The following is a 26,030-nucleotide window of genomic DNA, read 5'->3' on the forward strand; positions in this document are numbered from 1 at the left end:
AATAACAGTTCAATCAAAGATAAATATAACTCTACTTAATTAAAGCATGGCTATATTTCAGTCGTTCACCCAATAACAGTAAAGTGTCTTCATCGCTGTAATTGTCAAATAAACGAATAAATGAAGATAAAGCTGGATTAAACATCATGTCGTCATTAATTTTCTCATAAGAAGTATACTTTTTTGTTTTTAATGCAAAAACTAGCGTAACTTTATCATCGTTATGACCTTTATTTAAAATTAAATCATCATTACTTATTATCAAATCACTCAAATATTTATAACCACTTTCATAGAAAGTTTCTAAATTTCCATCAGCTTGACGTTGAACAACAGAATAGAGATCACGAGATGCTTGTTGAGCAATTAAATAAATCTCACCTTTATCATTTTGAGCAACCTCTTTAACACGCAATGGAAGCCAGCGTGTTTTTGTTACTTCTTTATTCACTAAATTTAACGTAATTTCTAACGTGTTTGTTGTGTAATGATGATTATAAAAAATAATAAGAGAATCCCCTGAAAGAGCATAGTGAAATTGTGTAAATTCACCGAAATCTTCAGCGTAATACTGCTTTACCAGATCTTCTGTATTAACTGAGTATTCCCAACTTTCACCTTCATCTAAACTTGTCAGTATCGTCTTATTATCAACTAAAATTAATTGTGATGTAGTTTGTGAAAAGAGTAATTTTCCGCCAATTAATGCTAAAGGGAAACGATAATAACCATCATTAGTCTCTTGCCAAGGAATTAAATCTGCTACTGTAAACTCTGCTAAATCTATATGTTGACGTCCCTGCTCTGTAAATAAAACACATTTATCAAAAGCACAATAAGCATTGTAAAAGCTACCTTGCCCTTGTAATACAAATCGTACGCCTTCTTTATCAGAATAGTACAGCGTATATTTTCTCTGATTATCTTGGCGATAAAGTCGACCATAAATATCTACATCATATCGCCCACTATCAGATTCAGTTTTAATTAGGATACCATTTGATGAATTAAAGGTTTTACGCCAATCATAACGAGAATAGGGGTATGACGATAACGCCGAGGCGTTTTCATTTTTCCATTGCCACTTAGAGGCAAAACCATGAAAAAGTACACCATAAAAAAGTACTAAGCTTAAAATAAATAAGCTAGTGATAATAATAAAAGGCTTACGGAAAAAAGGATTCATTGACTTAACTCCGTAATATAAACCGCTTTGTTATTTTCAATACATTGCTGTTGAAGCAAAAAATAGGTTTGATAACTACTATTACCTTTTTTTGATAACAAAATATAAAGATTTGAAAATAAGGCAATTAAAAAAGCAAATCCAGTGATAATTAAGCTGAAGATAATCCCCATTCCTAAAAAGGTATCACCAATAAAGAACCAATCCCATTTATCCCAATAATTACCATTATCGTAAACATCCGAAATAGATAAAATGGCAAAAATAGAAAAAATAAAGGCACTGATCAAGCCTGTAATTAACAACGATAATCGCTTAGTACGTTGATGCCCAATATACATTTGTCCTGAAATTGAATAAGCGCCATTATCTGTATGATTATAAACCCCTAAGACAACAGGCCCAGAGTTCTTATCTTCTGCTTGCCAAAAGAACAATTCAATATCATCACCATCAGTCAAAAATAAATTATGATCAGAATAAAATAAACGTTCTTTATAACTAAATATAAAAGGATGTTTATCAATCTGACAAGATATTTGCATCACCACACTCTCTGCATTACGGGTGTGTATTTTAATTCTATCAACATGATGAAGTTTTATTTTCCCTCGTACTCGCTGTACTTTACTTTGTTTGATATGAAAGGTTGGAGTTTTACGTGTTATATGCTTTAACAGTGGTATTGTTTTTATTTCGGGAATAATCAGTTGTTCACCATCTGGAGCAATAATATCTTGTTTAGCAATGACTTTATCTAACGCCTTTATTCTCTTTCTATGTTTAGGCCTGATACGCTGAAAGTAACGATAAGCCTTTTCTCCGATATAACTAATACCCATCATCATTGCACCAAATGCAATAACCGTAGAAACAACGATAAAAAAATTCACGTCAAGATGAAGAATCGAAAAATAACTCCAATAACTGCCAACAAACGTCAGAATAAATGCAAGCAATAACCATTTTTTCTGTTTAGTGGTAAGTTTAAAGGTTCTTTCTGGCTCAAGCCTTCCTTTGCTATTATGATAAATCCATTGCACCCATAAACTGCCATCTTTCAATAATTCGGCACAAATTTTAAGCTCATCACCTTGTTTTAAACGCTTCAGAAAATCATGAGAGTGAGTGAAATCATCTTCATTAAGATAAAACACTTTGCCTGATGCTATTAATCTCACCATTCCTTTCGGTGAGGTTTTATTTTGGTCAAAATGGCAACTCTCTAATTTGACGTTTAAAAAATAATCTTTCATATCTTCCTTTATCTTTTTTACCCAATTAACAAGATGCAACACCACGCGCTTGTTTTATCTTGTTAAATGACATAATACAAGATAAAGAAAAGCCGATTAGCAACTTACTAATCGGCTTTGGTAATAACAGTAGATCGGAAGCTGTAGATAGAAATAAAGGCTAGTTATGCTTTGAAAAGAGCTTCAATACATAACCCCTGACTTTGTAGAATGTCTTTTAAGCGACGTAGCCCTTCAACTTGAATTTGACGAACTCTTTCTCTTGTCAGACCAATCTCTCTACCAACATCTTCTAAAGTTTCTGCTTCATAGCCTAATAATCCAAAACGACGTGCCAATACTTCACGCTGTTTTGGATTCAATTCAAATAACCACTTTATAATATTTTCCTTGAGGTTATTATTTTGAATTGTTGCTTCCGGCCCTTCTTCATTTTCGTCAGAGATAATATCGAGTAATGCTTTATCTGAATCACCACCAATTGGAGTATCAACAGAAGTAATGCGCTCGTTTAAACGTAGCATCTTACTCACATCTTCAACGGGTTTATCAAGTGATTCTGCGATTTCTTCAACACTCGGTTCATGATCGAGTTTATGTGCCAACTCTCTTGCCGTTCTTAAATAAACATTCAGCTCTTTAACGATATGAATGGGAAGACGGATAGTACGAGTTTGGTTCATAATGGCACGTTCAATAGTTTGACGTATCCACCATGTCGCATAAGTTGAAAAACGGAAACCCTTTTCAGGGTCGAATTTTTCAACAGCACGAATAAGTCCTAAGTTCCCTTCTTCAATTAAATCAAGCAGGGCAAGACCTCGGTTTGTATAACGACGAGAGATCTTAACAACTAAACGTAGGTTACTTTCTATCATTCGTTGTCTTGAAGGAATATCACCTCGCAACGCTCTACGAGCAAAGAAAACTTCTTCTTCAGCAGTCAGCAACGGAGAATAACCAATTTCTCCTAAATAAAGCTGAGTTGCATCGAGCGCACGCTGGTTGACTCCTTCAATAAGTTCAATTTCATCTTGAGCATCAGACTCACTTTCTTCCTCTTTTGCAGCAACTTCATCGAACTCTTCCATGTTCTCTTCAATTTCATCTGTATATAACTCGTCTACTCTTAGCGTACTTTGGCTCATCAGCTGCTCCTACCCTTGATAATTTAGGTAAACGACTCATCACTAAAGTCTATTTACCAGTTTATCGCTGTGTCACGACACAACGGGTTTACTGATTTTCCCTTGTAACGAATTACAAAATAAAAGATAACATAATCTATTTTACTGTTAATTTATTCTTTCTTTACTCAATATATAACTTAACTATTGAGTGTAGGTTATTAACAGTTTTTTTTTATTATATTCCACGTATATTTATCTATACGTGAAAGTACTCTATTTGATGTACTATTTGTGACTATTTACATCTAAAAAAAACAAACAAAAACCCATGATAATATCTAATAATTAATATTACATACCATTATTAAAAAGATAATCGAATAAAAAAACACCACCTAAACAAAGGGTTATTCTATAGTCCATCTTTTAATAACAGTAAGTCTTTATTCATTTTTTATATAACAATTTTTAGCATACGCATTCATTGGTTGATAATCAACTGTCTAATTTTACGTTATCTATGATTTTATATTGACCTCTCATTTTTAATAACCTTCAAATAAGCAGTTGTACTTAGATTAAATTTATTTTTTTTCAATATATTAATTAATTACAGATAAAAAAAGCCCTCTTCTTTTTGTAAAGAAGAGGGCTTAACTTTAGGATTATTCGCTATACATGTAAAAAAACACTTATCTATTTCTTAGGTAAATAACTCATTGGGTTAAGTGATTTTTCTTTATAGCGTATCTCAAAGTGTAATCGGACAGAACTGGTTCCAGAGCTACCCATTGTGGCAATTTGCTGACCCGCATTCACATTCTGTTGTTCACGCACCAAAATAGTGTCGTTATGTGCATATGCACTGAGGTATTCGTCATTATGTTTAATAATAACGAGATTGCCATAACCACGTAATGCACTACCCGCATAAACCACTTTACCCGCAGCTGTTGCAACAATTGGTGAGCCTTTTGTACCACCGATATCGATGCCTTTATTGCCACCAGGAGCACTTGAGTAGCTTTCGATGATCTTACCTTGAGCAGGCCAAATCCACTTACCAGTAGACGCAGTTGGTGCCGGCGTTGCCGAAGTTGTAGTATTCGTATTTGTTGTTGGTGGCGGAGTTGTTGCCTTTGGTTGTGTTGTTGTTGGTTTAGTAATCAATGGTCCCATAGCACCATTGTTTGTTGGTTTGGTGTGTGCCGTTTGAACACCCGCACTACTTGATTGATTAATAACTGATGTGTTGACATTAGTATTAGTGCCCGTGTTGACCTGACGGTTACCGATATTCAACACCTGCCCTACGTTTAAGCTATAAGGCTCTGGGATGTTATTCATTGATGCTAGTTCTTTTACATCACTATCTGTTATCCAAGCGATATAGAACATGGTATCACCGCGTTTTACTGTGTACGTGTTACCATTGTAGTTTCCTTTCGGAATACTGTCATAGTTACGGTTATACACAATGCGACCAGAACCATCAGTGCTCACATTTTGAGTCGCTACTGATGTTTGTGGGCGAGGCTGATTTTGAGGCTGATATGTGCCTCCATTAGATGAAGCACTATTCACCTTAATTGAAGGAGGAGGTGACGATTGTAAAGGTGTCGTTCTTTCAATCGGTGTCGCATTACTGTTAGTCATCACAGGCGCGGTTGAAACCGTGTTATTTGAAGAGCTATCATTTACAGAGGTAATGGGTGCAGGACGATAAGGTGTATCTGCACAGCCTGTTAATGCAAATCCAATTACCGAACACATGATTGCCCAGCGGACATGCTTAATTGGGCTTTCTGAATTCATACTTCCTTCTCCCTTTAAAAAGGCATTAGCGTCTAGCAATTTGTCGAGTTAAACAAAAAGACTGCAATTTTTTGAAAATGTTTCATTTATTAGTGCAGATTACGACAAGCTATTAAAAAGCAGTAATAAAAAACGGTCAGATTTATCTGGAAGTTATGCTAACTCACCTGCGATTAAAGGAACAAATCTAACAGTTTCTATAGATTGATAGTGAAAATCATTACCTAAACGACGGATAAACTTCAGTATTTGTTGTTGTTCACCAACAGGTATTATCATCCTGCCACCATCGGCTAACTGCATCAATAACTGTTGAGGTACTTCTGTTGCACATGCAGTCACTATTATGGCATTAAAAGGGGCTTTTGATGACCACCCTTCCCATCCATCACCATGACGTGTTGAGATATTATGTAAATCAAGATGTTTAAAACGTCGTTTAGCTTGCCATTGCAATATCTTTATACGCTCAACGGAACTAACATGATGGACTAAATTTGCTAATACTGCCGTTTGATATCCCGAGCCTGTACCAATTTCTAATACAGAATCGGTGCTTTGTAATTCCAATAGTGCTGTCATTTTAGCAACAATATAAGGCTGTGAAATAGTTTGCCCATTGCCAATAGGCAAAGCCGTATTTTCATAAGCCTTATGAGAAAGTGCTTCATCAATAAAAAGCTCTCTTGGTACTTTACTCATTGCTTCCAGCAAGCTCTCATCCTTGATGCCATGCTGTTTTAACATTGTCAGTAAGTCTTTCATTGACCGACTTAACATGTTTTTTTGACCTCTGCTTTATTTAACCAATTTTGTAATAAATCGAGTGCGTTATAGGCTGTTAAATCGACATGTAATGGAGTTATCGAAACATAACCTTCGTCAACAGCAGCAAAATCTGTATCAGGACCTACATCATTTTTTTCACCTGGAGGCCCAATCCAATAAAGACTATTTCCTCTAGGATCGGTATGTGTATAAACATGTTGTGAAGCATGACGACTACCACAACGCGTAATACGAAAACCTTTTACTTCATTAAGAGGAATATCAGGTACGTTAATATTGAGAATATTTCCTGCTCTTAAAGGTACTTGTTGTAACATTGCCAAAACGTCACAAGTCACTTGAGCGGCAGTCTCAAAATGCGTTTCACCATCAAGTGAAACAGCAATGGCAGGTAAGCCTAAAAAACGCCCTTCTGTTGCCGCAGCAACAGTACCTGAATAAATAACATCATCGCCCAAATTAGGGCCATGATTAATACCAGAAACCACAATATCAGGACGAGGACGTACTAAATGGTTTACCCCAAGATAAACACAATCTGTTGGTGTCCCTTCAACAATCGCAATATCCCCATTCTCAAGTTCTTGCTTACGTAGAGGTCTGTCAATTGTTAAAGAATTAGATGCAGCACTACGATTGCGATCGGGCGCAACAACTTGTACATCATAACGCTGGCGCAATGCTTTAGCGAGGGTCTGTATCCCCTTCGCCATCACACCATCGTCATTACTCACCAATATTTTCAGCATCATCATTCCCTAATAAAATTAATTCACGTACAACGCTAGTTGCAAAGCTCCCTGCGGGTAAAAAGAATGACAGAGTAACAGTGGTGTCGTCTAACCAATTCCATGACATATTTTCTGGTAATACATTGATGGCGCGTCTTGTGTTATCAACTCGTTCTTGTCTAGCTAACGACCAGAAGGCTTCATATTCTGCCAGATTTTTAGTCTCAAAATCCAATGCTTGTGATTGTGTACCTAAATCACCTTTACCTGGTAAAGGAGCCGTAATATGAACATCATGCTCTTCATAACGAGTTTGTGTTTGAGCCAGTTCAGCCTCATCAACAACAAACCAGCTACCTCTTCCATGAAGTTGCATTGCATCACCGAGTATCACTTTTGAATATAAATCACATTCTAATCTTTTGCTGACGATATGATTAAACATCGCACTGCGTGCTGCTGAAAGATAAAAACTGCGTTTACCACGCTCTTTAACACGAATTTCATCGGTTGCCCAACGCATCGCTTGGCGTAAGTTTTCACCATTACGCCCAAATCGTTGAGCACCAAAGTAGTTAGGAATACCTTTCGCTTTTATTTGCGCTAATCGAGCATCAACAAAATTGCGATCAGAAATTTCTCGTAACACCAATGTAAAGTGATTACCTTTTAGCGTTCCTATGCGTAGTTTACGTTGTTGACGAGTTGTTTCTAGAATTTCACAACCGTCTAAAACAAACTGACTAAAATCGGGCATCTCTTTACCCGGCATACGCAGACAAAACCATTGTTCGGTGACAGCATTTCTGTCTTTTAGTCCAGCATAGCTTGCATCTCTAGGGTGAATACCCACAAATTTTGCCAGTTTTTCAGCAACAAAAGCCGTGTTACAACCTGTTTTTCTGATTTTTACCATGACATGCTCGCCTTCACCATCAAGCGTGAAACCAAGATCTTCACAGACAATAAAATCTTCAGGAATTGACTTTAATAAGCCTGTTGCTTGTGGTTTTCCATGTAACCAGTAGAGTTCAGGTAAATCACTCATTCAGATAATGACTCTTTCATTAATAAAACAACCGCTTCACAAGCAATGCCTTCTTTTCTACCAACAAATCCAAGCTTTTCTGTTGTGGTCGCTTTCACATTGATATCATCAATATGACAATGAAGATCTTCTGCAATATTGACGCGCATTTGTGGTGTATGAGGTAGCATTTTGGGTGCCTGAGCAATAATCGTGACATCTAAATTACCAATTCGGTAACCTTTTGCTCTTACACGTGAGAACGCTTCACGAAGGAGTACACGACTATCTGCGCCTTTGTATGCTGGATCAGTATCTGGAAACAATGTACCTATATCACCCATAGCAACAGCGCCTAGAATTGCATCTGTAACCGCATGTAATACAACATCGCCGTCAGAGTGAGCTATCAGTCCTTGTTCATAAGGAATTCTAACGCCACCAATAATAATAGGGCCTTCACCGCCAAATTTATGTACATCGTAACCGTGTCCAATTCTCATTTTATTATGTGTTCCTTATACTGGTGATTTGACGTGAGAGGAAAAACTCTGCAAGCGCTAAATCTTCTGGCTGAGTAACTTTGATATTATCCGCACGACCTTTAACTAATAAAGGTTCATATCCTGCAAACTCCATCGCTGAGGCTTCATCAGTGATCATTGCTTTTTGTGAGAGTGCATTTTCTATATTTTGTTTTAATAAAAAGGCAGGAAAGAATTGTGGCGTTAAAGCATGCCATAGCGTTGTTCTTTCTACTGTTTGTTCAATATGATTATCTTGTTGATGACTACGTTTCATTGTATCGCGAACAGGGGTTGCAAGAATGCCACCACAAAATTGTGGGTCCATAACGTTTTCATCGATTAATTTAATAAGATGATCAAGATCGCCAAAATGCAGACAAGGTCTTGCTGCATCATGAACTAACACCCATGTATTTTCAGAAAAATGTTGTGTGACATACTCTAAACCTGACAATACAGAGTCAGCGCGTTCACCTCCACCATTAACCGTAATTATTCTTTCATCTTGCGCTAAAGGTAAAGTGTGGAAATAGCTGTCATTAGGACTGATCGCCACGATAATTTGCATTATGCGTGGGTGTTTTAATAGGGCATTAATGGTATGTTCAAGAATAGTCAATCCGCCAATCTTCAAATATTGTTTTGGGCGGACTGATTGCATTCGACTTCCAATACCGGCCGCAGGAATAACAGCAACAATAGGAAGAGTAGAGTTTATTATATTCATTATGATATTTGTATCAGGACACACTATTAATTCAATAAATTAACGACGTGGTTGAGATTTATCGCTCACAATACGGAAAAATGTCTCATTAGGCTTTATCATTCCTAATTCACTACGAGCGCGTTCTTCTAACGCTTCTTGCCCGCCATTGAGGTCATCAATTTCTGCAAATAGACGATCATTACGCTCTTTTAACTGCGTATTTTGCGCCAATGCAGATTCAACTTCTTGAGTTACTTTATTGTAATCATGGATACCATTTTTACCTAACCACAATGAATATTGTAGCCAGCCAAGTAAAATCAGAAGTAAGACTGTTAATTTCCCCATTACCACCCCCAAGATTAATGGGCTAATCATCCCACAACTCAACCACAGACGCCACAAAAGTGCTGGAATATATTACATTATTATTCCTATTCTCCTCACTATAAACGTGGGCAACTTCTGTAAAATTCAGACAAAGGTTTGATTTTTTCTTATTAAAAGGCAGTGCTACGGGGTTCATTTATCAATAAATGAATGCTCAATTAAAGCGTGATTTGTATTTTAAAAGGCATACCGAAATAACTATTTTTTCCTCTATTGCATACATTATCTCTACACATTCCCCCCTTTTATGGAGGATTCGTGCAGAGATAATTTAATGTCATCATAAAATTAGCAGTAAATTTGTTTTTGCCGTAGATATGCGAGGATTTGTTGGATGAGTTCACTTATAGAAAGAGTGCCGTCTAAATGTAATTCAGGAGCAATAGGCTGTTCATAAGGCGAGTCTATACCTGAAAATTGCTTTATCTCACCCCGCCTTGCTTTTTGATAAAGCCCTTTCGGATCACGGGATTCACAAATAGAAAGTGGGGTATCAACAAAGATCTCAATAAATCTTCCTTTCTCAAAGCGATCTCTAACTTGTTGTCTGTCTTTTTGGTAAGGCGAGATAAAAGCCGTTAAGACAATAAGCCCCGCATCTACCATCAATTTAGCCACTTCCCCCACACGGCGAATATTTTCGTGCCTATCTTCTGCACTAAATCCAAGATCACAACATAATCCATGGCGTAAGTTATCCCCGTCTAATAAGTAGCTATGAATGGGAGAATGCTTTTGTGAATGCTGATAAAGCGCTTGTTCTAGCGCATCGGCAAGTGTGGATTTACCTGAGCCAGATAACCCCGTAAACCAAAGCACACATCCTTTGTGTGCTTGTTGTGATTCACGTTCACTTAATCCAATTTTATGAGGATGCCAAACAATATCGTTGCTAATTACCACTATTTTCCTCCAAGAAGATCTCTCGCTCCCCAATGGGGAAAGTGGCGACGAATAAGCTGATTTAACTCGACTTCAAAAGCATCATATTGCGTCATAGTTTGTATCGCGTTATCTCTCGTTTCTCGAATAAGACCAGCGCCTACGGTAACATTGCTTAGTCGATCAATCAGAATTAAGCCTCCAGTATCAGCATTAATTTGATAGTTATCCAGCACCTGCGGCTCTTCAAATGAGACTTCGACACTACCAATCGCGTTTAAACTTAAATTATCTGTTACTTGTTGAGTGAGTTTATTTACATCTACTTGATAATGAATATTCTCTATTTTGGCGCGGCTTTTTTTACCTGCGATCTTGATATCTAGAGTATGACCTTGGACTAAAGGTTGCTCTGACATCCACACCACGTCAATTAACGCATGAGTGCTAATCTTGGCGGTTGTATCGTTATCATCAACGATAATATCCCCACGACTAATATCAATTTCATCTGCCAAAACCAGTGTGATTGCTTGCCCTGCTTTGGCTTGCGTTAAATCACCATCAAACGTGACAATACGTTTAATCGTTGTATGTTTTCCTGAAGGTAATACTTTAATTTGCTGCCCCTGATAAAGCACACCTGAAGACACTGTACCGCTGTATCCTCTAAAATCTAAGTCTGGGCGATTCACATATTGCACAGGGAAACGCAGTGCCTGAACATCTGAACCCAATTTAACTGGTGCATCCTCTAATAATGAAAGCAATGTTTTTCCTTGATACCAAGGCATATTCAATGAGGGAGAAACCACATTGTCACCATCAAGAGCGGAAATAGGGACAAATTGAATAGTGAGATCCGTTGGAAGCTGCTCAGCAAAATGAAGGTAATCTTGCTGGATCGAATCAAAGATCGCTTGCTGGTAATCCATCAGATCCATTTTATTAATTGCAACAATCAAGTGACGGATCCCAAGAAGTGTACTGATAAAACTGTGTCGTCGTGTTTGTTCTTGTACGCCTTTTCGAGCATCGATCAACAGAATAGAAAGTGAACTTGTTGATGCACCTGTCGCCATATTACGGGTATATTGCGCATGTCCAGGTGTATCAGCAATAATAAACTTACGCTTTGATGTTGAAAAATATCGGTAAGCAACATCAATAGTGATCCCTTGCTCTCTTTCTGCCGCTAATCCATCCACCAGCAAAGCCAGATCGAGCTTTTCACCTTGGGTACCGATCTTTTTACTTTCATTTTGTAATGTAGAAAGCTGATCTTCATAGATCTGCCTTGTGTCATGAAGTAAACGTCCTATTAATGTGCTTTTTCCATCATCGACATTCCCACAAGTTAGAAATCGCAGTAATCCTTTATTTTGTTGAGTTTTAAGATAGCGCTCGACACCACCCTGTTGTGCGATTTCTCCCGCGACAAGTTGATTCGTTTTTACGGCTAAAAGTCCCATATTTCCTCCGATTAAAAATAACCTTGGCGCTTTTTCAGTTCCATCGAGGCAGACTGATCACTGTCAATTAAACGCCCTTGTCGTTCGCTGCTGGTGGAAATCAGCATTTCTTCAATAATGGCGGGTAGCGTTTCTGCTTGTGAAGGTATCGCACCCGTTAATGGCCAGCATCCTAAAGTTCTAAATCTCACTTTTTGCTGAGCGATCAATTCACCCGGCTTTAGATCAATTCTGTCGTCATCTACCATAATTAAGGTGCCATCACGTTCAATAACGGGTCTATTTTTGGCAAAATAGAGAGGAACGATGTCGATATTCTCTAAATAGATATATTGCCAAATATCGAGTTCCGTCCAATTAGATAGTGGAAATACGCGAATACTTTCACCTTTGTTAATCTGCCCGTTATAGTTTTTCCATAATTCAGGCCGTTGATTTTTCGGATCCCAGCGATGCTTTCTATCTCTAAACGAATAAATACGCTCTTTAGCTCGTGATTTTTCTTCATCACGGCGCGCACCACCAAATGCCGCATCAAAACCATATTTGTCTAAGGCTTGTTTTAGCCCTTCTGTTTTCATGATATCCGTATGTTTTGCACTACCATGAATAAACGGATTAATTCCAAGCTCTTCACCTTGTGGATTGCGATAAACCTTAAGATCAAAACCATATTCTTTAGCTGTTTTATCTCGAAACTCATACATTTCTCGAAATTTCCAGCCAGTATCAACATGTAGCAAAGGAAAAGGTAATTTAGCCGGATAAAACGCCTTGCGTGCTAAATGCAACATCACCGAGGAATCTTTGCCTATTGAATAAAGCATGACGGGATTTTCAAATTCAGCGACGACTTCGCGCAGAATATAAATGCTTTCTGCTTCTAATTGCTGAAGATGGGTTAATTGTGTTTCATTCATAGCAACCTCGTTTAGGCAAAATAAACCAAAGATGAATGGTGCGAAGGTAAAGACGGATATGCGTGTCTATCGCCAAACCACGCAAGTTGATGGTGTAATGCAGCCACCTCTCCCACAATCAATAGAGCTGGAGTCGGTGCTTTTTCTGCCAATTGCGCTAATTGCGTTAGATTTCCCGTGAAGACTTGTTGCTCACGACGTGTACCACAGCTAATCACCGCAATTGGCGTTAGTGGAGAACGTCCGAGTTTGATTAAACGCTGGCTAATAAACTCTGCTTTTGTCGTTCCCATATAAATCGCGAGAGTGTGATTAGCTTGCGCTAATGATGCCCAATCCGGTTCAATTCCATCAGCTTTACAATGCCCCGTCATAAAGGTGACACTTTGGGCATATTGACGATGCGTTAATGGAATACCAGCGTATGCACTTGCGCCACTTGCCGCAGTAACACCGGGAATAACTTGGAATGAAATGCCATGTTGTACTGCAATTTCTAGCTCTTCGCCACCACGGCCAAAAATAAAGGGATCGCCGCCTTTTAATCGGACAACACGTTTACCCAATTGCGCATATTTCACGATCAGTGCATTGATTTTTTCTTGAGAAACACTAGGGTGCCCCGCTCTTTTACCGACACAAATAGTGTCAGCATCGCGTCGTACAAGCTCTAAAACCTCAGGACTCACTAAACTGTCATACAGAACAACTTCAGCTTGTTGAATAACCTGTAAACCACGCAGTGTTAATAGACCAGCATCACCTGGGCCAGCCCCAACTAATGCGAGTTCACCTTGTTGGTTCTCTTTTTGTTTTAGTTGTTGTTCAAGTTGGGCCTCTGCTTGAACCAATTGATCACTCGCCACTAAAGTGGCAAATTTACCACCGAAGGCTTGCTCCCAAAAACGACAACGCGCTTGAAAAGTATCTAAGTGTTGTTTCACTTTATGGCGCCATTTTCCTGCTATTGTCGCCATTGTGCCTAATGAATTTGGTAATAAAGCTTCTAATTTCTCGCGGATCATTCGCACTAAAACAGGGGCTTTCCCAGCCGATGAAATTGCAATCAAAATGGGGTTTCTATCAATAATCGCAGGAAAGATAAATGAGCATTGAGGCTGAGAATCCACTACATTGACAAAAATATGTCGTGCTTGTGCATCAAGATAAACTTGCTGATTAAGCGCACTGTCATCAGTTGCAACAATCACCAGCATCATTCCTAATAAATGTTCAGATTGATATTTGGCTGATACCCATTCAATTTTCTCTTGCTGATAAGCAAGATGTAATTCATCGCATAACTGAGGTGCAATCACTCTTAAGCAAGCGCCGGCTCTTAACAACAGCAAAGCTTTACGCGCAGCAACATGACCACCACCCACCAATAACACTGGGCGTTCTTTTAATTCCACAAATAAGGGTAGGTAATCCATACGCGCATTTCACCTTCGTTGTTCACTTTATAACTAACGACTATAAAAGGTGCTTTAGGGGTTATGAAATGACAAAAAGCTATGTGATGGAACAGAAAGGAATAAGGGAAAAACAAATAATTTCAAATAGTTAATTTTTTAAAATGACAAAAAGGGCAATAGACAAGCGCTATTCCCCCTATTATTTATTGGTAAATAATAACGTTACTCGTGTAACCCACACTCACGTTTTAAACCAAAAAATCGTGTTTCTTCTTCGCTCATACCTTCTTCCCATTTTCGGGTTGTATGAGTATCCCCTACAGAGAGATAACCTTGCTCCCATAAAGGATGATAAGGTAAGTTGTTTTCTTTAAGGTATTGATGAATTTGCTTATTATCCCAATCTACTATCGGTAAAAACTTAAAGATCCCTTTTGCGATTGAAAGCACAGGTAAATGTTCACGACTTTTAGCTTGTTGTCGGCGAAGACCTGCAAACCATGTTTGAGCCTGTAATGTTTTTAGTGCCCTTTCCATTGGCTCTACTTTGTTTATCTGGTTATAACGCTCAATACCGTCAATCCCTTCTAACCAAAGTTTTCCGTAACGCGCTTCTTGCCAAGATGAAGATAATTCAGCTCGATACACCTTTAAATTAAGTTGTAACTGTTGCGTCAATGTATCAATAAACTGATACGTCTCAGGAAACAAATAACCCGTATCGGTCAAAATCACAGGAATATCAGGATATTGCTGAGTGATTAAATGCAGGCATACTGCGGCTTGAATACCAAAACTAGAGCTTAATACATAAGCTTTAGGCAAATGAGCTAAAGCCCAAGTAATACGTTCAATAGCGGTGAGTTTCTCAAGTTGTTGATTAATTTCAGCTAACGTTTTTTGTTGTTCTTCTATCGTTAATAACCTTAGTTGCTCAAGCTGAAATATATTCATACTGCCTCCTGTACTTCATAAAAATCAGTTGCTGAATTTAGTACAGGTTTAACAACATTAGTGCGAATAAGAAAATCACCGAAACCTTCATTGTTATGGCGAGAAATGGCCCAATCACCAATCAATGAATCAAGTATTGCTATAATTTCTTGCGAAGTAATATTTTCACGATACATTCTAGGGATACGTGTCCCAATACGATTACCGCCTAAATGTAGGTTATAACGATCGGGGGCTTTACCCACCAGCCCAACTTCTGCCAACATAGCTCGACCACAACCGTTTGGGCATCCTGTTACACGAACAACAATATGCTCTTCACTCACACCATGTTTTGTCATTAAGCTATCTAGTGTGTCGGTGAATGAGGGTAAAAAGCGCTCAGCTTCTGCCATCGCCAATGGGCATGTTGGAAAAGAAACACAGGCCATTGCATGTTCGCGCAGTGGGGTCACCTTGTCATCAATTAATCCATATCGGCGAGCAATAGCTTCAATATTTGCTTTCTCATTTTCAGGTACACCCGCCACAATTAAATTCTGATTAGCTGTAAGGCGAAAATCACCTTGATGAATTTTAGCAATTTCAGCAACCCCCGTTTTTAACTGAGCATCAGGTTTATCAATTAATCGGCCACTTTCAATAAATAAAGTAAGATGCCATTTATCATCAACACCTTTTAACCAACCAATTTGATCACCTCGATGGGTAAATTCATAAGGTCGAATAGCATCAAAAATAACACCAGAACGACGTTCAACTTCCTGCTTAAATGTTTCTATTCCAACACGTTCTAATGTGTATTTTGTTTTTGCATTTTTACGCTCAGTACGATTTCCCCAATCACGCTGGGTCGTCACAATCGCCTCAGCAATTGCTAAGGTTTTTTCAATAGGGATATAACCAAACTCACTGGCTAAGCGAGGAAAGGTATTCTTATCGCCATGCGTCATTGCAAGACCGCCCCCCACCAGCACGTTAAACCCAACTAGATGCCCGTTTTCAGCAATTGCAATAAAATTCATATCATTAGCATGAAGATCAACATCATTATGAGGCGGGATCACCACCGAGGTTTTAAATTTCCGCGGTAAATAGGTTTCTCCCAAAATAGGCTCTTCATCTGTTGTTGTAACTTTCTCTTTATCTAACCAAATTTCTGCATAAGCACGGGTGCGCGGTAATAAGTGTTCTGATATTTTTTTCGCCCACTCATACGCTTCTTGATGTAATGAAGACTGCACTGGGTTTGAAGTACATAACACATTACGGTTTACATCATTCGCTGTTGCTAGAGAATCTAGCCCTGTTGCTGCTAGCATTTGATGTGCGGGTTTTACATTGCCTTTTAAGATGCCATGAAATTGAAATGTTTGACGATTAGTAATACGAATGCTGCCATAAAGTGTATTTTCAGTCGCAAACTGATCAATGCGAAGCCACTGTTTAGGGGAAATAATGCCACCAGGTAAGCGACAACGTAGCATCATGGCATGACGCGGCTCTAACATTTGCTCTGCACGTTCAGCACGAATATCTCTGTCATCTTGTTGATACATGCCATGAAAGCGGATCAATAGAAAGTTATCACCTTCAAACCCACCCGTTAAACCATTTTGTAAGTCTTCTGTAATAGTGCCGCGTAAAAAGTGACTCTCTTTTTTCATGCGTTCACTATCAGCCAGTTTCCCTTCAACCACTAAGGGCGCTTGAGTCTGTGATTTCATTTAATAGACATCCCTCTGATAACGCCGTTCTAGGCGTAGCTCACTTAAATATTCATCTGCTTCTTCACTATTTTTATTGCCATACTCCATCACAATCTCTAACAACGCCTGTTCAACATCTTTTGCCATATGTGATGCATCACCACAGACATAAAGATAAGCGCCTTGTTGTAACCATCGCCAAATCTCATTACCACGCTCACGCAATTTATCTTGTACATAAATTTTATGTGCTTGATCCCGTGACCATGCTAAATCGATATGAGTTAACAAACCGCTTTTGACATAGCGTTGCCATTCCACTTGATAGAGAAAATCTTCAACAAAATGAGGATTACCAAAAAATAACCAGTTTTTACCTGTTGCACCGTCATTTTCGCGCTGTTGCATAAAGGCTCTAAAAGGTGCAATACCTGTACCTGGGCCAATCATAATGACAGGTGCTGTGTTATCTTTAGGCAAGCGAAAATGTGCATTTTTTTCGATAAAGACATTGATGCTATCGCCTTCTTTTAAGCTATCCGCTAAAAAACCAGAGGCTCCACCAGTATAAGCACGTGAGTTAACGTCATAGCGCACAACCCCTAAAGTAAGATGTACTTCGTCTTCTACTTCTTGTTGTGATGATGCAATAGAGTAAAGGCGAGGAGTTAGTGGACGTAAAATATCAACAAAATCTTGTGCAGTGGGTTGAGCACAATATTGGCGTACCATCTCATTAATAGGGTATTTATCTGCATATTGCTGAAGCTTGATTTTATCAGACACTAATGACAATAAATCTTCATGGCGCGTCAATTGCGCATAGGCTTTTACGATAGGTGCACTATTTTGAGTCAATTCACAATGATGTAATAAGGCTTCTTTTAAGGTGAATGTTTGAGATTTTAATGTGACAGGTTCATCACCTTTTAGCCACAATAATGCAATAAGTTCATCGACTTTTTCAGGCGAGTTATTAAACCAAACGCCCAGCGCATCGCCCGGTTGGTATTGCAAATCAGAACCTTCAAGGCTGATTTCAATATGGCGAATATCTCTATCTGAATTTCTACCTGTAATTTTTTGATTAGTCAGTAATGTGGCAGTAAAAGGCGCATCTCGATGATAAATAGAGGCCTCAATCGTATCCGTCGTACCTGACTGTGTTTGTTGTAAAACTTGTGTACTTTGTGCTGGTACTTTTGCTTTTAAGAGTTCAGTAAGCTGTTTTATCCATTCATCTGCAACGGTTTGATATTCAACATCGGCATCAACTCTTGGTAATAAACGTGTTGCGCCCAGTTGTGCTATGCGCTCATCAAAATCTTTACCTGCTTTGCAGAAATGTTCGTAAGAGGTATCGCCTAAACTGAATACCGCATAAGACGTTTCCTTCATTTCAGATGCTTTTTTAGAGTGCAGGTATTTATAGAAAGCAATCGCTTCTTCAGGAGGATCACCTTCACCTTGCGTCGATGCAATGATGATCAAGGTTGTTGTTTTATGGATCTGCTTAAATTTATATTCACCTGCAGAATATAGTTCTACATTCAATTTATGAGCAACCAGATGATCTCGTAACTGTTCTGCAAGGTGACGTGCATTACCGGTTTGAGAAGCAGAGATCAAGGTAATAGTTTCCTGTTCTGGTACTTGCACTGGCGTAACCGTTGTCGATGCAGATACGACAGAAGGATTAAGTTGCCCCCACAAATAGCCAGATAACCACGCAATTTGCGCTGTTGAGAGATCTTTTGTTGCGTCCTGTAATTTACTCAATTGCTCCAGTGTTAATGGAAGCATTGATAATAATGGAGGTTGATTGCTCATTTATCCTGCCTTAAAAAAGCGAAGCACTTATCTGTGCTTTATTGTTCTTCGATAATATTTCTAATATTGAGAGGGTATCCCACGACTAGAAGGTGAATTAAAGACCTGTTAGCTCTATCTAATAACCTTAAATGCTAAATTTATTTATTGGTTTCCTTTATCAATATAATGAATAAGCAAAAAGGAACATAATAAGCCATTAAGATTAAGGGGGATTAGGCGTGATACGCTAAATCGGCTACACTGGTAGCCTTCGTTCTATTTGTGTCTTTTTTTTACTAATTAAGTCAAGAGAGTTTTGATGACAACCACCATCTTTAAAGATTTTCAGTTTGAAGCCGCCCACCATTTGCCACATGTTCCTGAGGGCCACAAATGTGGACGTCTTCATGGGCACTCTTTTCTTGTTAGATTAGAGCTAACAGGTGAAGTTAATGCACATTCAGGTTGGCTTATTGATTTTGCTGATGTGAAAGCCGCATTTAAACCTACTCTTGAGCGTCTAGATCACTACTATCTTAATGAAATTGAAGGCCTAGAAAATCCGACCAGCGAAGTGCTGGCAAAATGGATTTGGCAACAAGTAAAACCGTCATTGCCATTATTATCTGCGGTGATGGTGAAAGAAACGTGTACAGCAGGATGTATTTATCGCGGTGAATAGATCTGTATTAATATTAAATCGTTATCACCTAAAAAAAGAAAATCAGCCTTTTATGGGCTGATTTTTTATATTAAAAACGCGATTATGCAATATTTAAATACTTATGTGTTTGCATTGAAAAACGCCAATTACGTTCAATACAGGTTTTAATACATAATGCCGTCGCACTCTCTTTACAACTAATGGGTTGTAAGGCAACAATAGGTGCAGGGTGTTCTGTGCGTAATGTCAGTAAGGTATCCAATGCTTCAATATCTTTTTCACGCCCAACGGGATGTTTTATCTCATTAGCTCGATTAATGGCACTGGGTAATACTGTAAATCCCCCTTTCATGCCTACTTTTGGGGATAGTGTCACCCATGTTTTCTCACTACATAAAATATCATGAGTACCACTGGTTTCTATCTGGCAGGCAAAACCTGCTTGCTCAAGTCCTTCAGTTAAAGGACGTAAATCATATAAGCAAGGTTCTCCACCTGTAATAACGACATGTTTCGCACTATAACCTTGCTGTTGAAAAAGTGATAAAATCTGAGCAACGCTGGCTTCTCCCCACGTATCACTTTCTTGCGTTTTAATAGGAATATCGCCAAGAAGAACTTTTTTTTCGTCTTCTTTTTCCCAAGTATGCTTGGTATCACACCAACTACAACCGACTGGGCAACCTTGTAATCGAACGAAAAGCGCAGGAACGCCAGTAAAAACACCTTCACCCTGTAAGGTTTGAAACACTTCATTAATGGGGTATTGCATAAGAAACTCTGATATCCAATGAATGCTGATGATTATTACAGATAACTATCTCACCGTAAGAGGCTTTATGATAAGGTACATGGTTTGTTTTGAATAGCTAACGTGCGAGAAGACACTGAAAAAGAGGATAGAGTTCCTCAGTTGGACAGAGATGGGAATACTTTAGATGCAAAAAGAGAATCAACTTTCACGAGGATTGTCAGGGCGGCACATTCGTTTTATGGCGCTAGGCTCTGCAATCGGTACAGGTTTATTTTATGGCTCTGCGGCCGCTATTGAGAAAGCAGGCCCAGCTGTATTGCTTGCTTATCTTATTGGTGGGGCGGCAGTATTTATGGTTATGCGTGCATTAGGTGAAATGGCTGTTCATCATCCTGTTGCGGGCTCTTTCTCACAATATGCTAGCCATTATATGGGGCCCTTAGCGGGATTTCTAACTGGCTGGAACTACGTTTTTGAAATGCTGATTGTTTGTCTGGCTGACGTCACCGCATTCGGTTTTTATATGAAACTCTGGTTCCCAGATGTTGATCAATGGATATGGGTATTAGGCATTGTTTGCTTTATTGGCGCCTTAAACCTTTGCCATGTGAAGATATTTGGTGAAATGGAATTTTGGCTTTCTATCGTTAAAGTCACTGCGATTATCGCCATGATAATTGGTGGTATTGTCATTATGATGTATGGCTTTGGCCAACAAACAGAACATCCTATTGGTATTTCTAACTTATGGGAGTTTGGTGGTTTTATGCCAAATGGCATTGAAGGAGTTATCGCCTCTCTTGCCATTGTGATGTTTGCATTTGGTGGGATTGAAGTCATTGGTATTACTGCCAGTGAAGCGAAAGATCCTGAGAAAACCATTCCTAAAGCTATCAATGCCGTACCGTTTCGTATCTTATTATTCTATGTTCTAACAATATTCATTCTAATGTGTATTTTCCCTTGGCAACAAATCGGCCATAATGGTAGCCCATTTGTACAGATTTTCTCAAATCTCGGGATCAATTCAGCAGCAAACATCTTAAATCTAGTGGTTATTACAGCCGCAATTTCTGCGATCAACAGTGATATCTTCGGCGCTGGTCGTATGATGTACGGTATGGCTCAAGAAGGACAAGCACCAAAATCTTTTATGAAGCTCACCCGTAATGGTGTACCTTGGATGACGGTGCTAGTGATGTCTGTCGTCTTGTTGCTGGGCGTAGTACTTAACTACCTTATTCCAGAGCAAATCTTTGTTTTAATCGCCTCTATTGCAACATTTGCAACAGTTTGGGTGTGGTTAATGATTTTACTTTCTCAAGTTGCTATGCGTCGTAAGATGAGCGCAGAAGAGGTAAAAACACTGAAATTCCCAGTACCATTTTGGCCTGTTGCCCCCGCACTAACCATTGTCTTTATGGCGTTTGTTATCGCAATCTTAGGCTATTTTGAGTCAACCAGAATGGCATTGGTTGTCGGTATGGTATGGGTAGCAATTTTAACTATTGGCTACTATGTAGGTATCAAACCGAGAATGAACCAGAAATAAGTCGTATTTTTGAGTTAAACAATAAAGGCTGTGGATATTTTCACAGCCTTTTTCTTTATTATGATTATGTGATTTTCACTAAACCAATGCTTGCTTTAAATCAGCAATTAAATCTTCGACATCTTCAAGACCAATTGATAATCGAATTAAACCATCACTAATACCATGCCTTTGTCGTTCTTCTGCACTATAAGTGGCATGGGTCATTGTGGCAGGATGTTGAGCTAAAGATTCGCAGTCTCCTAAACTCACAGCTCGACTAAAAAGATTTAAACGATTGAGAAACTCTCTACCTGCTTTAATACCTCCTTTTAACTCAATAGCTATCATGCCACCGGCTAAACGCATCTGGCGTTTGGCAAGTTCATATTGAGGAAAAGAAGCTAATCCAGGATAATAAATCGTTTCGACTTTAGGATTATCTTCAAGGTATTGTGCTATACGTTGTGCATTTTCGCAGATCTGCTCCATTCTTATCCCAAGTGTTTTTATTCCCCGCAATATTAATGAAGCATCGTGAGGAGACAAACAAGCCCCTGTCATATCCTTTAAACCCTCAACACGTATTTTATCGGCTAATTCATGCGTTGTTATAATCGCGCCAGCCGTTACATCACCATGGCCTGATAAGTATTTGGTCATTGAATGCACAACAATATCTGCACCAAGTCCTAAAGGTTGCTGTAAATAAGGCGAGCAATAAGTGCTATCTACCATTACTAAAATATTATGTTGATGCACAATTTCTGATATTTTTGCTATATCACTGACACGCATATTGGGATTAGCAGGCGTCTCGAAGAAAATGAGCTTTGTTTTCTCTGTGATTGCTTCTTTTAATTTTTCAAGGTTAGTTAAATCAACATGCTTTATTTTAACGCCGAATTTAGCGAGCCCATGATTGAAGAACGCAAAAGTACAACCATAAAGCGTCATATCTGCAATTAATTCATCGTCAGGTTTTAGTAACGACCAGCAACCAGAAGTAATCGCCCCCATTCCTGAAGAAAAGACAATCGCGGCTTCTCCTTTTTCTAATTGAGCTAGACGCTTTTCCAATAAATCGAGTGTTGGATTTGAGATCCGAGAATAAAAATGTCCTTTCTCTTTACCTGCAAAACAATCAGCGCCGTATTGTGCCGTTGGAAAAACAAAAGTGGATGTTTGAAAAATAGGAGGCACTAATGCCCCCTGAGAATCTAACGGAGAATAGCCATAATGTATTGCTTGAGTATTAAAATGTTTACTAGATTGTCTCATAATATTTCCTCACAATTAATTTTCTATTTATGGTTATTTTCTCCAATAATTTGAACTGTTCTTAGAATAATTGAGATCCCTTTGAGGGTATCAGGATTTTTTAACAATGCGAAAGTTGAACCTAAAGTATATTTTTTATCTTGATAAAGAGATTCTTTCTTTGCCATATTATAAGCAGTACTTAATTCCCATACTGGTATTAATGTTTCTTCAAACGCAACCGAAAGTTTTTCAACTGTCGCATTATCTATAATATCTATTGAGTCAGATATTAAAGATAATAAATCGACGATATTATCAAAACGCTTTAATGCTAATAATGGTCTTGCTTTTTCTAATAAATGTTGAAGATGTAATTTGTCTTCGTCAGATAATAATTGAATATCTGCTGGGCTTAAATTATTTTCACTCATTATTGTATCCCCTATAATAATCCTCTAACGGTTGCCCAATATAAGCCTCGGTTATAACTATTACGTAGTAACCCGCCCAGCTTTGTTGGTGGTGTAGGAGTTACGTCATGTTTATAGTCATACTGTAATGGCATACCTGCTGATAATCCCATTTGTGCAACTGCTTGCACGCGACCATCATAAATTGCAGCAGGATAACCATAACGAAGTTCACCACAGATATTATTTGCAATTACGCCCGCTTGATTATGACAACTACCACCGGCTTTACTAATCGGTAAATCAACCGTATCACCAAGAACATACACTTGATTTAATCCATAGACCTGCAATGTTTCAGGATCAGTAGGTAACCAGCCTTCACCATTATTATGTTCACTTAAACCTGTATTACGGATCGCCTCAACGGCAGTAATAGGCGGTGTACTCATAAGGATATCAAATGGCTCTGCCTCGCCTTCTTTTGAGTAAGCTATTTTCTTATCAGGGTCAACATGGCTCAACGTAAAGCCTCGTTTAGCTTTAATATCTCGCTCAGAGAATACAGCAGGAAGCACTTCACAAACCTCTTGTTGCATAAACAGACAGTTTCTTAAAAGTTGAGCAACCGTAGGATAGGTATAAACAATTTCAATATTATTTCTCACCCGACGCTGGCGAAGAAATTCATCCAGCATCAATGTGGTTTCCATTGGCGCGATCCCACATTGGTGAGGTACATTTGGCGTTTCAGGGAAGCTAACCGTAATAAATACACGACCCTTTTCAATTTTAGCTAATTTATCAGCAAGTGTTCTAGCCGCTTCATATTGGTAAAAATGATTTCCCGCTTCTTTTAAGCCTTCAATTCTATGAGGACTAGGAACACAACCTGTTGCTAATACTAAAAAATCATAGTTATATTTTTTAGTAGATTCGCAGTAAATCACTTTATTATTAAAGTCAAAACGTTCTGCTTTATCGATAACAAATTCAATTTCAGGTCTTAATAAACTTCTTTCTGATCGCATTAGCTCTTCTTTTAAAAAAAGATTAAATGCAATATACATAAATGCAGGCTTGTAATAATGATTAGGATTATCTGAAATAAGTGTAATTTTAATTTTATTTGAAAATATTTCTTCATTTAATTTTTTAGCTAGGATATTAGCAAGAATAGTTCCGCCGGTACCACCGCCAATAATAACTATATTTTTTGCTGGCATTTTATTTCCTATATCTAGTGATATTAGATAGACAAAAAAAGTATAGTAAATGATGTTAATATAACAAATAGATTAAATAGATAGGTTAATTAAGTCTAATATAGTTATATTAATAAATAATAAATATAGTTATATAACATTTAAATATTATTAGCTTAATATTTATTACTGTTATCATAACCAATTAATAGAATGTCGCAATTAAAGGATGATGATCGGATGCATCAGTGATCAACACTTCAGCATTATTTAACGATAGTCCGCGATAAAAAATATAATCTAACGGTTTGCCAAAGGCTTTGGTACGCCAATCATTGTCAAAAATAACTTCTTTAAGTCCTAATCTTCTCGCAAAGCGTTTTAATACATTGATTCTTGGACGACTCCACGCATTAAAATCTCCTGCTAAAATAACCGGCCCTTTATGATGCATGATATGAACAGATAAATTGCTCAATTGACGCTGATAAACATCAACTCCAAAACTAAAATTAATCGCATGTACATTAATGACCATTAAATGATCACCCGTAATTAATGGATATACCGTAATTAATGCTGATTTGGACAATCGTAAGAAGGGTTCCTTCTCTCTGAGAGGACAGCAATAGATAGGATGAGAGCTTGATAATGTCATCACTCCTGCAGGATGTTGTTGAAAAGCCAAGGCAGGAACTTGGTCTGCTATTAGATGATGAGCCCCAGCAAAACGGACAAGCTCTGGTGTAGTTTGCGCTTCTTGTAACAAAAGCAAATGTGTATCTGTCGAAAGTATTTCCAACATATTGCGCCAATTGGGACGTTGCTGTTTATAGATATTCCAAACCGCAATTTTTAGAATGCCTTCGGTGTAAAGAGGCATTCCAATAGGTAAAATATCCTTTCTTTCACTTAAAGGCGGGCTAGGTTCAATCCGCTCAACAGGTTGACCTGCCACAAAACGCACTGAATAAGTCGGTTTTTTCGCCATTAGCAACCTCAGGTAAACAGCAAGATCTCTTGCTATAGCTAAAGTATACCAAAGGCAAGCCTCACTCTCACCCTTTAAAAGGACATCATTATCAACAAAAGTAATTATTTTTATACATAATAGTTATATTTACTTAAAATTATCTGATTAATTTATACTTTTTTCTAAATTTTAAGCAAAAAAAAAACCTAAGTCTAATGACTTAGGTTTCTTAATGTTGGCGGAACGGACGGGACTCGAACCCGCGACCCCCTGCGTGACAGGCAGGTATTCTAACCAACTGAACTACCGCTCCGCGTATTCTTTTCGCGATTAATGTTATTTAACATTAACGCTTTAATTGATGCCTGGCAGTTCCCTACTCTCACATGGGGAGACCCCACACTACCATCGGCGCTACAACGTTTCACTTCTGAGTTCGGCATGGGATCAGGTGGGACCGCTGCGCTATGGCCGCCAAGCAAATTCGATTTTATTACCCGCTT

24 protein-coding genes, 1 tRNA gene and 1 rRNA gene are annotated in these 26,030 nt (G+C 38.3%); 2 read left to right on the top strand and 24 right to left on the bottom strand.

Annotated elements, in window-relative coordinates; genetic code table 11:
- Positions 1–31: 31 nt before the first annotated feature.
- The 17 genes from H1225_RS11660 to cysJ form a co-directional block, all read right to left on the bottom strand.
- On the bottom strand, positions 32–1,186 hold the full coding sequence (locus H1225_RS11660; protein ID WP_109848381.1) for a hypothetical protein: 1,155 nt from the start codon (positions 1,184–1,186) through the stop codon (positions 32–34).
- The gene (locus H1225_RS11665; protein WP_109848382.1) at positions 1,183–2,442 is read right to left on the bottom strand and encodes a hypothetical protein; all 1,260 of its coding nucleotides are present in this window, start codon (positions 2,440–2,442) and stop codon (positions 1,183–1,185) included. Before H1225_RS11665 ends, H1225_RS11660 begins: the two co-directional genes overlap by 4 nt.
- 164 nt (positions 2,443–2,606) lie before the next feature.
- Positions 2,607–3,590: an RNA polymerase sigma factor RpoS gene (gene rpoS, locus H1225_RS11670; protein ID WP_006534072.1), complete on the bottom strand. Its 984-nt coding sequence runs from the start codon at positions 3,588–3,590 to the stop codon at positions 2,607–2,609.
- A gap of 678 nt (positions 3,591–4,268) precedes the next feature.
- Positions 4,269–5,387, bottom strand: a complete 1,119-nt coding sequence (nlpD, locus tag H1225_RS11675; RefSeq protein WP_109848383.1) for a murein hydrolase activator NlpD — start codon at positions 5,385–5,387, stop codon at positions 4,269–4,271.
- A 153-nt stretch (positions 5,388–5,540) separates the two neighbouring features.
- Positions 5,541–6,167, bottom strand: coding sequence for a protein-L-isoaspartate(D-aspartate) O-methyltransferase (locus H1225_RS11680; RefSeq protein ID WP_006534074.1), 627 nt, complete (start codon positions 6,165–6,167; stop codon positions 5,541–5,543).
- The gene (gene surE, locus H1225_RS11685; RefSeq protein WP_072065141.1) at positions 6,161–6,925 is read right to left on the bottom strand and encodes a 5'/3'-nucleotidase SurE; all 765 of its coding nucleotides are present in this window, start codon (positions 6,923–6,925) and stop codon (positions 6,161–6,163) included. Before surE ends, H1225_RS11680 begins: the two co-directional genes overlap by 7 nt.
- Positions 6,903–7,955, bottom strand: coding sequence for a tRNA pseudouridine(13) synthase TruD (truD, locus tag H1225_RS11690; protein WP_109848385.1), 1,053 nt, complete (start codon positions 7,953–7,955; stop codon positions 6,903–6,905). The genes surE and truD overlap by 23 nt, the downstream gene beginning before the upstream one ends.
- The gene (gene ispF / locus H1225_RS11695) at positions 7,952–8,437 is read right to left on the bottom strand and encodes a 2-C-methyl-D-erythritol 2,4-cyclodiphosphate synthase (protein ID WP_006534077.1); all 486 of its coding nucleotides are present in this window, start codon (positions 8,435–8,437) and stop codon (positions 7,952–7,954) included. Before ispF ends, truD begins: the two co-directional genes overlap by 4 nt.
- 4 nt (positions 8,438–8,441) lie before the next feature.
- On the bottom strand, positions 8,442–9,188 hold the full coding sequence (gene ispD / locus H1225_RS11700) for a 2-C-methyl-D-erythritol 4-phosphate cytidylyltransferase (RefSeq protein ID WP_006534078.1): 747 nt from the start codon (positions 9,186–9,188) through the stop codon (positions 8,442–8,444).
- A 39-nt stretch (positions 9,189–9,227) separates the two neighbouring features.
- Positions 9,228–9,518, bottom strand: a complete 291-nt coding sequence (gene ftsB / locus H1225_RS11705; RefSeq protein ID WP_036913758.1) for a cell division protein FtsB — start codon at positions 9,516–9,518, stop codon at positions 9,228–9,230.
- 330 nt (positions 9,519–9,848) lie between these two features.
- Positions 9,849–10,463 carry an adenylyl-sulfate kinase gene (gene cysC, locus H1225_RS11710; RefSeq protein ID WP_082147393.1) on the bottom strand — a complete coding sequence of 205 codons (615 nt, stop codon included), beginning with the start codon at positions 10,461–10,463 and terminating at the stop codon, positions 9,849–9,851.
- The gene (gene cysN / locus H1225_RS11715) at positions 10,463–11,914 is read right to left on the bottom strand and encodes a sulfate adenylyltransferase subunit CysN (protein WP_115065587.1); all 1,452 of its coding nucleotides are present in this window, start codon (positions 11,912–11,914) and stop codon (positions 10,463–10,465) included. Before cysN ends, cysC begins: the two co-directional genes overlap by 1 nt.
- Positions 11,915–11,925: 11 nt before the next feature.
- Complete coding sequence (gene cysD / locus H1225_RS11720; protein ID WP_161670794.1) at positions 11,926–12,834, bottom strand: sulfate adenylyltransferase subunit CysD; 909 nt, start codon at positions 12,832–12,834, stop codon at positions 11,926–11,928.
- An 11-nt stretch (positions 12,835–12,845) separates the two neighbouring features.
- Complete coding sequence (cysG, locus tag H1225_RS11725; RefSeq protein ID WP_161748387.1) at positions 12,846–14,270, bottom strand: siroheme synthase CysG; 1,425 nt, start codon at positions 14,268–14,270, stop codon at positions 12,846–12,848.
- A 204-nt stretch (positions 14,271–14,474) separates the two neighbouring features.
- Positions 14,475–15,206, bottom strand: a complete 732-nt coding sequence (locus tag H1225_RS11730) for a phosphoadenylyl-sulfate reductase (RefSeq protein WP_109848389.1) — start codon at positions 15,204–15,206, stop codon at positions 14,475–14,477.
- A complete protein-coding gene (gene cysI / locus H1225_RS11735; protein WP_115065588.1) occupies positions 15,203–16,933 on the bottom strand; it encodes an assimilatory sulfite reductase (NADPH) hemoprotein subunit in 1,731 nt (576 codons plus the stop codon). The genes H1225_RS11730 and cysI overlap by 4 nt, the downstream gene beginning before the upstream one ends.
- Positions 16,934–18,745 carry an NADPH-dependent assimilatory sulfite reductase flavoprotein subunit gene (cysJ, locus tag H1225_RS11740; RefSeq protein WP_161727569.1) on the bottom strand — a complete coding sequence of 604 codons (1,812 nt, stop codon included), beginning with the start codon at positions 18,743–18,745 and terminating at the stop codon, positions 16,934–16,936.
- 298 nt (positions 18,746–19,043) lie between these two features.
- On the opposite strand from cysJ, the gene queD reads away from it, so the two are divergent.
- Positions 19,044–19,409: a 6-carboxytetrahydropterin synthase QueD gene (gene queD, locus H1225_RS11745; RefSeq protein ID WP_109400217.1), complete on the top strand. Its 366-nt coding sequence runs from the start codon at positions 19,044–19,046 to the stop codon at positions 19,407–19,409.
- A gap of 82 nt (positions 19,410–19,491) precedes the next feature.
- Here queD and queE read toward each other — a convergent pair whose 3' ends face one another.
- Positions 19,492–20,163 (bottom strand): 7-carboxy-7-deazaguanine synthase QueE, encoded by a 672-nt coding sequence (gene queE / locus H1225_RS11750; protein WP_161706270.1) that lies wholly within the window; start codon positions 20,161–20,163, stop codon positions 19,492–19,494.
- 166 nt (positions 20,164–20,329) lie between these two features.
- Between queE and H1225_RS11755 the strand changes: the two genes are divergently transcribed.
- The gene (locus tag H1225_RS11755) at positions 20,330–21,697 is read left to right on the top strand and encodes an amino acid permease (protein WP_006534096.1); all 1,368 of its coding nucleotides are present in this window, start codon (positions 20,330–20,332) and stop codon (positions 21,695–21,697) included.
- Between the two features lie 78 nt (positions 21,698–21,775).
- Here H1225_RS11755 and H1225_RS11760 read toward each other — a convergent pair whose 3' ends face one another.
- The 6 genes from H1225_RS11760 to rrf all read right to left on the bottom strand — a co-directional run bounded on the left by H1225_RS11760 (position 21,776) and on the right by rrf (position 26,006).
- A complete protein-coding gene (locus H1225_RS11760; RefSeq protein ID WP_161724123.1) occupies positions 21,776–22,957 on the bottom strand; it encodes a methionine gamma-lyase in 1,182 nt (393 codons plus the stop codon).
- Positions 22,958–22,980: 23 nt separating this feature from the next.
- Positions 22,981–23,370 (bottom strand): hypothetical protein, encoded by a 390-nt coding sequence (locus H1225_RS11765; protein WP_161670788.1) that lies wholly within the window; start codon positions 23,368–23,370, stop codon positions 22,981–22,983.
- 11 nt (positions 23,371–23,381) lie between these two features.
- Positions 23,382–24,575 carry an NAD(P)/FAD-dependent oxidoreductase gene (locus H1225_RS11770; RefSeq protein WP_161724121.1) on the bottom strand — a complete coding sequence of 398 codons (1,194 nt, stop codon included), beginning with the start codon at positions 24,573–24,575 and terminating at the stop codon, positions 23,382–23,384.
- Between the two features lie 184 nt (positions 24,576–24,759).
- Complete coding sequence (locus H1225_RS11775) at positions 24,760–25,545, bottom strand: endonuclease/exonuclease/phosphatase family protein (protein ID WP_072065154.1); 786 nt, start codon at positions 25,543–25,545, stop codon at positions 24,760–24,762.
- 218 nt (positions 25,546–25,763) lie between these two features.
- Positions 25,764–25,840 (bottom strand) — tRNA-Asp (locus H1225_RS11780).
- Positions 25,841–25,890: 50 nt separating this feature from the next.
- A 5S ribosomal RNA gene (rrf, locus tag H1225_RS11785) occupies positions 25,891–26,006 on the bottom strand.
- Positions 26,007–26,030 lie beyond the last annotated feature (24 nt).

Source organism: Proteus penneri (assembly GCF_022369495.1).
Lineage (GTDB): Bacteria > Pseudomonadota > Gammaproteobacteria > Enterobacterales > Enterobacteriaceae > Proteus > Proteus penneri.

Coding starts and splice junctions, on each gene's coding strand:
- ftsB (WP_036913758.1), bottom strand. CDS start 9,518: ATGGGGAAATTAACAGTCTTACTTCTGATTTTACTTGGCTGGCTACAA.
- cysD (WP_161670794.1), bottom strand. CDS start 12,834: ATGAATGAAACACAATTAACCCATCTTCAGCAATTAGAAGCAGAAAGC.
- H1225_RS11765 (WP_161670788.1), bottom strand. CDS start 23,370: ATGAGTGAAAATAATTTAAGCCCAGCAGATATTCAATTATTATCTGAC.
- H1225_RS11755 (WP_006534096.1), top strand. CDS start 20,330: ATGCAAAAAGAGAATCAACTTTCACGAGGATTGTCAGGGCGGCACATT.
- ispD (WP_006534078.1), bottom strand. CDS start 9,188: ATGAATATAATAAACTCTACTCTTCCTATTGTTGCTGTTATTCCTGCG.
- cysI (WP_115065588.1), bottom strand. CDS start 16,933: ATGAAATCACAGACTCAAGCGCCCTTAGTGGTTGAAGGGAAACTGGCT.
- H1225_RS11660 (WP_109848381.1), bottom strand. CDS start 1,186: ATGAATCCTTTTTTCCGTAAGCCTTTTATTATTATCACTAGCTTATTT.
- surE (WP_072065141.1), bottom strand. CDS start 6,925: ATGCTGAAAATATTGGTGAGTAATGACGATGGTGTGATGGCGAAGGGG.
- nlpD (WP_109848383.1), bottom strand. CDS start 5,387: ATGAATTCAGAAAGCCCAATTAAGCATGTCCGCTGGGCAATCATGTGT.
- H1225_RS11680 (WP_006534074.1), bottom strand. CDS start 6,167: ATGTTAAGTCGGTCAATGAAAGACTTACTGACAATGTTAAAACAGCAT.
- H1225_RS11760 (WP_161724123.1), bottom strand. CDS start 22,957: ATGAGACAATCTAGTAAACATTTTAATACTCAAGCAATACATTATGGC.
- H1225_RS11775 (WP_072065154.1), bottom strand. CDS start 25,545: ATGGCGAAAAAACCGACTTATTCAGTGCGTTTTGTGGCAGGTCAACCT.
- rpoS (WP_006534072.1), bottom strand. CDS start 3,590: ATGAGCCAAAGTACGCTAAGAGTAGACGAGTTATATACAGATGAAATT.
- truD (WP_109848385.1), bottom strand. CDS start 7,955: ATGAGTGATTTACCTGAACTCTACTGGTTACATGGAAAACCACAAGCA.
- ispF (WP_006534077.1), bottom strand. CDS start 8,437: ATGAGAATTGGACACGGTTACGATGTACATAAATTTGGCGGTGAAGGC.
- H1225_RS11770 (WP_161724121.1), bottom strand. CDS start 24,575: ATGCCAGCAAAAAATATAGTTATTATTGGCGGTGGTACCGGCGGAACT.
- H1225_RS11730 (WP_109848389.1), bottom strand. CDS start 15,206: ATGAATATATTTCAGCTTGAGCAACTAAGGTTATTAACGATAGAAGAA.
- queE (WP_161706270.1), bottom strand. CDS start 20,163: ATGCAATACCCCATTAATGAAGTGTTTCAAACCTTACAGGGTGAAGGT.
- cysG (WP_161748387.1), bottom strand. CDS start 14,270: ATGGATTACCTACCCTTATTTGTGGAATTAAAAGAACGCCCAGTGTTA.
- cysJ (WP_161727569.1), bottom strand. CDS start 18,745: ATGAGCAATCAACCTCCATTATTATCAATGCTTCCATTAACACTGGAG.
- cysN (WP_115065587.1), bottom strand. CDS start 11,914: ATGGGACTTTTAGCCGTAAAAACGAATCAACTTGTCGCGGGAGAAATC.
- H1225_RS11665 (WP_109848382.1), bottom strand. CDS start 2,442: ATGAAAGATTATTTTTTAAACGTCAAATTAGAGAGTTGCCATTTTGAC.